General features: G+C 45.5%; 6 protein-coding genes. 4 read left to right on the top strand and 2 right to left on the bottom strand.

The features are described 5' to 3' along the window. Positions 1 to 447: 447 nt before the first annotated feature. Complete coding sequence (locus AC3WU2_RS18615; RefSeq protein WP_492456590.1) at positions 448 to 2,409, bottom strand: glycoside hydrolase family 15 protein; 1,962 nt, start codon at positions 2,407 to 2,409, stop codon at positions 448 to 450. A gap of 5 nt (positions 2,410 to 2,414) precedes the next feature. Then, positions 2,415 to 3,446 carry a LacI family DNA-binding transcriptional regulator gene (locus AC3WU2_RS18610; protein WP_492456589.1) on the bottom strand — a complete coding sequence of 344 codons (1,032 nt, stop codon included), beginning with the start codon at positions 3,444 to 3,446 and terminating at the stop codon, positions 2,415 to 2,417. A 371-nt stretch (positions 3,447 to 3,817) separates the two neighbouring features. Between AC3WU2_RS18610 and AC3WU2_RS18605 the strand changes: the two genes are divergently transcribed. The 4 genes from AC3WU2_RS18605 to AC3WU2_RS18590 all read left to right on the top strand — a co-directional run bounded on the left by AC3WU2_RS18605 (position 3,818) and on the right by AC3WU2_RS18590 (position 9,021). Continuing rightward, positions 3,818 to 5,119 (top strand): sugar ABC transporter substrate-binding protein, encoded by a 1,302-nt coding sequence (locus AC3WU2_RS18605; RefSeq protein WP_492456588.1) that lies wholly within the window; start codon positions 3,818 to 3,820, stop codon positions 5,117 to 5,119. An 82-nt stretch (positions 5,120 to 5,201) separates the two neighbouring features. After that, complete coding sequence (locus AC3WU2_RS18600) at positions 5,202 to 6,515, top strand: carbohydrate ABC transporter permease (protein WP_492456587.1); 1,314 nt, start codon at positions 5,202 to 5,204, stop codon at positions 6,513 to 6,515. Then, entirely contained in the window at positions 6,512 to 7,360 is an 849-nt protein-coding gene (locus AC3WU2_RS18595) for a sugar ABC transporter permease (RefSeq protein WP_492456586.1), read from the top strand. Before AC3WU2_RS18600 ends, AC3WU2_RS18595 begins: the two co-directional genes overlap by 4 nt. Further along, positions 7,357 to 9,021, top strand: a complete 1,665-nt coding sequence (locus AC3WU2_RS18590; RefSeq protein ID WP_492456585.1) for an alpha-amylase family glycosyl hydrolase — start codon at positions 7,357 to 7,359, stop codon at positions 9,019 to 9,021. The genes AC3WU2_RS18595 and AC3WU2_RS18590 overlap by 4 nt, the downstream gene beginning before the upstream one ends. Positions 9,022 to 9,040: the final 19 nt, after the last annotated feature.

The raw sequence follows: 9,040 nt of genomic DNA, 5'->3' as shown, positions 1-9,040 counted from the left end.
CATGTATTAGGCACGCCGCCAGCGTTCGTCCTGAGCCAGGATCAAACTCTCCAATAAAGTGTTTGACTTGCTCATTTTGAAACTGACTTGCTTACGAGAACAATGTTCTCTTTAAAAATTTAAGCGATCCATTTGTTTAGTTTTCAAGGAACTTATCTGTTCTTTATCATGTTGTAAGTTATCATGTTGTGTCGAACAGGAATTTAATAATATCATTTGTTTCGACGCTTGTCAACATCTTTTTTTCTTGTTACTTTCAAAAAAGTTATTGTCCGAAGCGGCAAGAAGTAATATACCATGATTCGACACGAAGATGCAAGCTTTTTTTCAAAATTAATATTTCACCTCAAAATACCTCATAAAAAAGCACCAAGGAATCATGAATCAAATTCAGTGATATCCTTGATGCTATTTCCTGTTATCTTCTATATATAGAGAGATTAATCATTATTCCGTCTCAGATAGCATGTGTACCGCCAAAATAAACATCGCGTGTGACCATGTCAACGGAACAACCCACGCCGTGTCGCCCGAATGACGATCCACTTGCTCTGGCAGTAATCCCATCTCCGTCTGATGATCCACAGCCCACTGCAGCAATTCCATTGCAGCTTCCTTCTGCCCATTCATCACGCGGTATTGCGCAAGCCATAGCGTCGTAAGAATCCAAGGGTTGCCTCCAATATACTGATCATTCTCATAACGCTTAATTCCACCAACGCTCGGAGATGTCAACGCACGTTCAATCGTATCCGCAGTCTGTACCGCATAGGGATGCGATGCCGGCACGACGCCAAATGGAACGGAAATGCCGAGTAGACTTACATCGACGATTGGGTCGTACTCCAATTGGTAGACTGGGTAACCTTTTTCACGCGTCTGAATGCCAGTAGGAATTCCTTGTTCCTGCGCTTGACGATAAGCAGCTTGATTTACCTCAAGCTTCAAGCCGCGGTAAAAGACGCTTTGCGATGCATTCCAACAGCGATCGGTAATGGACTGGGCAATGCCTTGTGCAGCAGTACGCCAAGCGTTCGACAATTCAGCATTTCCTGCTAGGTCAGCCAAAGATGCCGCTGCATCAAGTCCAGCATAGACCGCTGCTGCGGAATACGTATGCTGGCCATCCCGCTCTTCCCACAAATCTCGGCTTGCACGTGGCAGTCCAGTCTCACCATCGATTTGCTTCGTTAAGAAATTTGCCCCCGCTTCGACCGCTGGCCATATTTGATGAAGGAAACGTGTTTGCTCCCGCTCTGAAAGGAACAATAAGTGCTGATACATCCCCCATAGAATGGATGCTCCTTCATCTAATTGAATGCCCCAAGAAGGCGCCAATGCTCCATCATGATAATGACGTTGCTGCCATGCACCATCCGGATCTTGTGCTGTTAACGTCCATAAGTAGAAGCGATCTGATAAATCGGTTAATCCCGCACGGTCGAGTGCCGTCGTAATGAAGGCTGCATCTCTACCCCAACAGTAGGCATACCCACCACACTGCGCGAAATTCTCATCGAATTCAGGTGCAGCGATAATGCTGCCTGTCTCTTCATCCGTCATCAGCTTCATCGCAAGCAGTGATCGCTCGTAGAGTGCAGTAATTCGCTCGTCCTCCATCGGGCAAGGTTTAGCGGATTTCAGGAAATCGATCCAATATTGAACCGTTTCTGCTGTCCAAGCTTCTACGGCGCGTTCCTTCGCTTCATGCATGACACTTTTTGCTTCATCTATTGTGTGACCCGCTGTGATATAAACGGGAAGAGACACGGTCTCGCCTGGCGCGATATTCGTAAAAGTCCATTCCATCGCACCATCCGGCGCCATTTGAATGCGGCTTCCATCAAGAGCTCCATGGTTCGCGTTATCCCAAGCGTTCGCGGCTTGAAACTTTGTGCACACGTTTGCACTCGAAGCCATAAAAAAATAACGATGCCTGAAATGAACAAGCGCATCCGCTTCCACATCGAACTGCGTCGTATGATAATAAGGACTTTCCGACACGGTCATGGACGTATAATGAACGAAGTGGAATGTTGCTGGCTGCTCACTTCGGTTCGTGAATTGATAATGGAATACGAGTAAATCTTGGCTCGGAACAGCAAATGAGGTCTTTTCAACTTCAATAGGACATTGACTAGAATGTGCATTCACGCGATATAGATTCGTACGGGGTACATAAGCTGCATCATGCTGCCAGCCGTGTTCTTGCTCCGCGCTATCAAACCACGATGTCTGCGCACCCTCCATTCGAATACCTGTGCGGATCATATCCACGTGCTGCGGAAACCCGACGTTCGGCCACCATAAGCGCACCAAACGTCCAGTCCGAGTTAGAGAAGCAAGAAATTTAGAATTTCCAATGACAGCATCAACAAGATAAGGTTTACGTTCCAAATATGTCGTCAACCTATTCAACTCCTTTTCGATTTCGTATAGAGGGATGATTCGCGAATCATCAGTCGATGCGGAACGATTGTTCTCGCTTGGGATAGGGTCTCTCCCTGGATTCGCTTAATTAATAGTTGTGAAGCCATATAACCCAGTTGGTAGATACCGATATCAATACTTGATAGCGGCGGTGTCGATAATTCGGTAAGCGAGATGTTATTAAATCCAATGATATTCAAATCTTCAGGTACACTGTACCCCAGCTCCGTTAGGCCGCGCATAATACCGAATGAGACCACATCATCAATCACGACAAGTGCTGTTGGACGTTCAGGCAAGCTCATGAAAAATGACATCGCCCGATAACCGCTCTCCTGCAGGAATTCCCCTTCGACGATCCACTCCGGCTTCATGTCCAGTTGGTTCTCAATTAGCGCATGTTTGTAACCTTGAAGACGATCTTGAGAAACCGATAATGACGGCGGTCCGCTGACGAACCCGATCCGAGTATGTCCTTGCGCAATTAAATGACTGGTTGCGTCAAATGCAGCTTGAATATTGTCATTATCAACACAGAGCACCGTTGGGTCATCTTCAAACCGCCCAATGAGCACAAACGGAAACTGCTGCTCTTGCAAGAAGGCAATGATCGGATCTGATTTGCGAGATTGAAGCAAGATGATGCCGTCCACCCTCCGGCCCTTCACCAAACGTGTAATCGCTTCCATTTCATCACTCTCGCTGGACCCCGTTGTCATCAATACATCGTACCCATTCCGAGAAGCTTGTGTTGTAATCCCACGTATGTTCTCTGCAAAGAAATGATTCTGGAACAGTTCCTCAGCAGGACGTGGCAGGATCATGCCTAATGTATATGTTTTATTCGAGACAAGACTACGGGCCATCATATTCGAATGATAGCCCATCTCATTCATAATACCTTTCACTTTCAACGCCGTCTCTTTACTGATTCGGGGATGATTCGACAAGACGCGAGATACAGTTGAAGGAGAAACGCCAGCTTTCTTGGCAACATCTTTGATAGTAACTGCCATAATGCCCTCCACTTTGTGCAATCGTTTGAATTAATCTATGCATAATGTTAGCGCAAATTAACGTGCATGTAAACAGAATGAACTCACATCCAAGCTAAAATGACATTCTCTCCTAATTCATAAATGAGTTAGAAAATCGAAGAAAATCAAAGATTTAAGAAGTTAACCCCCTATTTTCCAAGCAAAAACGATTGTGCAAACGGTTTACCAAATTTCAGGTGTTGTGTATGATAGGGCATATAAAAGCGTTTTCAGACGTCGTACAAACGGATCAAACCGCTATTTTTTTTCGCATTTTGTACAAACGTTTGCACATAAACGCTTTTCATAAGAACTAGATATGTATCATACCAATTGGAGGGGTACTCACAATGAAAAAAATGTTGGTTCTCATGTTGACTTTGACGATGGTACTCGCAATCGCAGCATGCGGCGGGAAAACGAAGGAGTCCACAACGGAAAGCACGCAACAACCTACCTCACAAACAGAGGACACCGCTAAAACAGAAAAAACAGATGAGTTAGTACCTGAACCAGGTGCAAAATTAGTCGTATGGAGCAGCGGAACGGAAAAAGCGCTCGTCGACGAAGCGGCTAAAGCATTCAAAGAAAAATACGGCGTTGATGTTGAGTTCCAAGAAGTTGGACCTGACAAATCCATCGAGCGTATGACAACAGACGGACCTGCTGGCGTAGGTGCTGACGTGTTCCTAGCGGTTCACGACCGGATCGGCAGCGCGGTGCAAGCCGGTATTATTTTACCGAACGACTATTTTGAAGAAGAAACGAAAGCGAATAACAGCGATAAAGCGATCGAAGCTCTCACGATTGACAACATCCTCTACGGATACCCGAACTCCGTTGAGACAACAGCGGTATTCTACAACAAAGATCTTGTTCCTGAGGCACCAAAAACTTGGGACGATGTCATCAAATTCGCAAAAACGTTCAATGACCCGAAAAAACAAAAATATGCTTACATGTGGGAAAACGGGAACGGCTATTGGAACTTCGGCTTCCTCGGCGGATATGGCGCTTATGTATTCGGTAAAGATGGTTCCGATCCATCCGATATTGGTCTGAACTCGGAAGGCGCGGTTGAATCGATGAAGTTCTTCCAATCCTTGAAAAATTCCGTTCTACCGCTTAAAACAGCGGACGTTACTTCCGACATCAAGAAGAGCTTGTTCACCGAAGGTAAATTGGCAATGAACGTTAGTGGTCCATGGGACACGATTTCACTAAAAGAAGCGGTTAAGAACCTTGGTGTCATGGAATACCCAACACTTCCAAACGGCAACCCAATGAAACCATTCTCCGGCGTTAAAGCGTTCTTGGTTAATGCAAACTCGAAATATCCGAATGCTGCTAGATTATTTGCACACTTGATCACATCAGAAGAGTTCCAAATTAGAGATTTCGAATTGCTAGGCAATCTTCCATCGAATAAAAAAGCTGCAGAAAACGATAAGATCAAAAACGATCCATTCGCATCTGTGTTCTTGAAGCAGTTCGAGAACTCTGTACCAATGCCTAAAATTCAACAAATGAATGCTTTCTGGAGCGTACATGAAGCTACCTTCACATCGATCTGGAATGATGGCGTAGATCCAAAAGTTGCAATGGATGACATGGTTAAGAAAATGAAAGACAGCATCGCATCCAACAAATAATTGTCACATCATCATATCGGTCTAAATCACTCACCCGCCGTCCATCGGCGGGTGACACTGCTCATGGAAGGGATTGATCACATTGAATCGATATGCTAGAACAGCTGGCTGGTTATCTGTTCTCAGTATGGGATTAGGACAGCTGTATAATCGTCAATGGACCAAGGGCGTGTTATTCTTACTCGCTCATATTACTGGCATTACCTTAATTACAACCGTACTCAGTACCCATATTGTTGGCTTCTTTACCCTCGGAGAACAAGGACAACACTTCGTTAAAGTCGGAAAAATCACTAAAACCGTTCCCGCGGATCACTCGATCTTCATGATGATCTATGGACTGCTATCAATGATTGTCGTTCTACTCTACGTCTTCATCTATGTTATGAATGTACGTGATGCGATTGCGAATGGACGCTTGCGGGAGAAAGGGCTCCCAACCAAAACATTTATCGATTCGATTAGAAACGGCGTGCATAACAAATTCCCTTGGTTGATCTTAGCCATTCCAATTCTCGGCGTTCTTTTCTTCACCATTATGCCGATTCTGTTTATGATTTTCATGGCGTTCACCAACTACTCTGCACCAAACCATTTACCGCCTAAAAACTTAGTTGATTGGGTCGGCTTGCAGACTTTCAAAGATTTATTTACCTTAAACGTCTGGAGCGATACCTTCTTCGGCGTACTAACTTGGACAATTATCTGGGCTGTATTGGCGACGGTTACTTGTTATTTTGGCGGAATTCTGGTTGCACTGCTCATTAACCAACAAGGCATTAAGCTCAAAGGATTATGGAGAACGCTGTTCATTGTCCCTTATGCCATTCCACAATTCGTCTCACTGCTCGTCATGCGGAACATGTTAAATGATAAATTCGGACCGATTAACCAATATTTCCGATTCTTTGGGCTCGATGGCCTGCCATGGCTAAGTGACCCGTTCTGGGCAAAAGTGTCGGTTATCGTCATCAATATGTGGATCGGGATTCCGGTCTCCATGGTACTCGTGATGGGAATTCTGACTTCGATTCCAAAAGATCTCTATGAAGCAGCTGATGTGGACGGCGCCACACCATGGGTTAAGTTCCGTCACATTACGATGCCGTTCGTACTCTTCTCGACAGCGCCGATTCTGATCACACAGTTCGCCGGCAATATCAATAACTTTAACGTTATTTACTTGTTAACCAAGGGCGGACCATCATCCATCGATTACAATATGGCGGGTAAGACCGACCTGCTCGTAACTTGGCTCTACAAGCTTACACTTGAAAATAATAAATACAACGTTGCATCCGCCGTAGGTATTATGATCTTCTTGATCGTTGCATCGGTGTCTATCTTCAGTTATACAAGAACAAGATCATACCGAGAGGAGGATATGATCCAATGAAAACGAAACGATCGGTACGCTTATTTTTCAGTTATCTCTTGTTAATCCTGATCGGGATTGCCTCCGTCTATCCGGCATTGTGGACGGTCATGTCCTCGTTCAAAGTCGGCGATTCGCTTTTTAGTGATACATTCTTTCCAAAGCAATTTACGCTGAAGCATTATTCGGATTTATTCCATCCCGAGAATATTGCCGGAAAACAGGTTCCTTATGTGAAGTGGTATTGGAACACTCTCAAGATCGCAACAATGAGTATGATTATTGGTACATTCATTCAACTCTTAACGGCCTATGCCGTGTCTAGATTCCGGTTCAAGGGACGGAAGGCAATCTTATCCACCGTACTCGTCCTTGGTATGTTCCCTGGGTTCATGGCTATGATCGCGATTTATATATTCCTAGTTCAGCTTAACCTGCTCGATACGCCATGGGCTCTGATCATTGTGTATTCGGCAGGAGCCGCTCTTGGACTATTCGTCGCAAAAGGGTTCTTCGATACGATCCCGAGAAGCTTGGAAGAAGCCGCTACCATCGATGGTGCGAATCACTGGCAAGTATTTACGAAGATCATTCTGCCACTATCGAAACCGATTATTACGTATATTTCCTTGATGACATTTACAGGAGCCTGGATGGACTTCATTTTCGCAGGATTGATTCTACGTTCTCGTGATCAATGGACACTAGCGGTGGGTCTATTCAATCTCGTCGATTCTTACTCGAGTACAGCATTTACGCTCTTCGCAGCTGGGGCCGTTCTGGTCGCTGTGCCGATTACGATTCTATTCGCGTTCACGCAACGCTTCTTGGTGGAAGGCTTAACATCAGGGGCAAGTAAAGGATGATGAATCCGGTGAAAAACCATCGCTTGATTCGGTCGAGATGGTGGATTCGAAGTGGAGTGGCTGTATTCCTCCTCATGTTAGCGGTTGTGGCAGGCTGTGCAAATAATGGAGGATCGGAGAAATCTGCTGGTGATGCTGGAAAAGAAGCTGCAACGGTTAAGACAACTCCCGTGCAGACAGCTGCTCCCGAAATCGATGAGCAGCCTTCGACGGTCTACTATGAGATTTTCGTTCGAAGCTTCTATGATACGAATGGGGATGGTATCGGGGATCTGAATGGTGTGACAGCCAAGCTAGATTACTTGAAAGATCTCGGGATTGGCGGCATCTGGTTGATGCCGATTAACCCCTCCCCTAGCTATCACGGCTATGATGTAACTGATTATTACGGCATTCAATCGCAATATGGCACGATGGATGATTTCAAAAAATTGTTAGATGAAGCGCATAAACGCGGCATTAAGGTCATTATGGATCTGGTCGTCAATCATACGAGTAGCGAGCATCCTTGGTTCAAAGCTGCCGCCTCTGACAAAAACAGCCCTTATCGAGATTGGTACACCTGGTCAAAACCAGGCGAGACGCTCGCCTCGGACGGAGCAACCGGTGCGCAACCTTGGCATAAGTCCGGGGATGACAATTATCTCGGTATCTTCTGGGAAGGCATGCCGGATCTGAATTTCGATCACCCGGAAGTCCGTAAAGAAATGATCAAGATCGGTCAATTCTGGCTGAAGCAAGGCGTGGATGGCTTCCGTCTCGATGCTGCGAAGCATATCTATGAGGATTTCAAATCGCAAGGAAATCTCCCTGCGACAAAGGAAAAAAATCAGGCGTGGTGGCAAGAATTCCGTAAAGGAATCGAGGAAGTTCATCCTGGAGCCTATCTCGTAGGTGAGGTATGGGATTCCACGGCGAAGATTGGTCCTTTCCTAGCGCAAGCATTAGACTCTTGCTTCAACTTCGATCTGTCGAAGACGATTCTATCCACAGTAAACTCGGAAAAAGCGACGGATATAGCTTTTAACCTGGAACGAATTTATGGCTTCTATGCCAAAAACTCTAACGGCAAATTCGTCGATGCACCATTCTTAACGAATCATGATATGAATCGAACGATGTCTGAAGTAAAGGGTAATCCGGATCATGCCAAGATGGCAGCCTCGATCCTACTCACGCTGCCAGGCAATCCGTTCCTCTATTATGGTGAAGAAATCGGCATGCTTGGCATGAAACCGGATGAGCAAATTCGAGAACCGATGGTGTGGTCCGCTGCTACTGCGGGTGGTACGAAGGGACAGACCTCGTGGGAGCCTCTCGTCTATAATAAAGAGATGAAGCAAGGCGTTGCTGAGCAAGAGAAGGATAACGCGTCATTGTATAATCACTATAAGAAGATAATTCAATGGCGGAACGCTGAACCTGCACTACATGATGGCGGAATTGCTTCCTACAAATTCGAAAATGCGAATGTTCTCGCTTATCAACGTTTGACTACGCAGGCTAAGGTGCTCGTCGTTCATAATCTATCCAAAGAGGTTCAGAAGGTCGTGCTGCAAGATGATGTCTATAAGACGTTGGCTCTGCAAAGCAAAGAAGGCGCCGTGTTGGAGGGTACTTCGCTTGAACTGCCGCCATACAGCACCGTTATACTGAAATAATTGTTGGTGAAGTAAGCTT

The organism is Paenibacillus sp. EB106-05-06-XG162, from assembly GCF_058791655.1.
The sequence above is the reverse complement of the archived record's forward strand: the minus strand, read 5'-3'. Positions and strand labels throughout refer to the sequence as shown.

Bases quoted from the DNA above. Each gene is read 5' to 3' on its own strand.
- AC3WU2_RS18610 (WP_492456589.1), bottom strand. From the start codon at position 3,446: ATGGCAGTTACTATCAAAGATGTTGCCAAGAAAGCTGGCGTTTCTCCT.
- AC3WU2_RS18605 (WP_492456588.1), top strand. From the start codon at position 3,818: ATGAAAAAAATGTTGGTTCTCATGTTGACTTTGACGATGGTACTCGCA.
- AC3WU2_RS18595 (WP_492456586.1), top strand. From the start codon at position 6,512: ATGAAAACGAAACGATCGGTACGCTTATTTTTCAGTTATCTCTTGTTA.
- AC3WU2_RS18590 (WP_492456585.1), top strand. From the start codon at position 7,357: ATGATGAATCCGGTGAAAAACCATCGCTTGATTCGGTCGAGATGGTGG.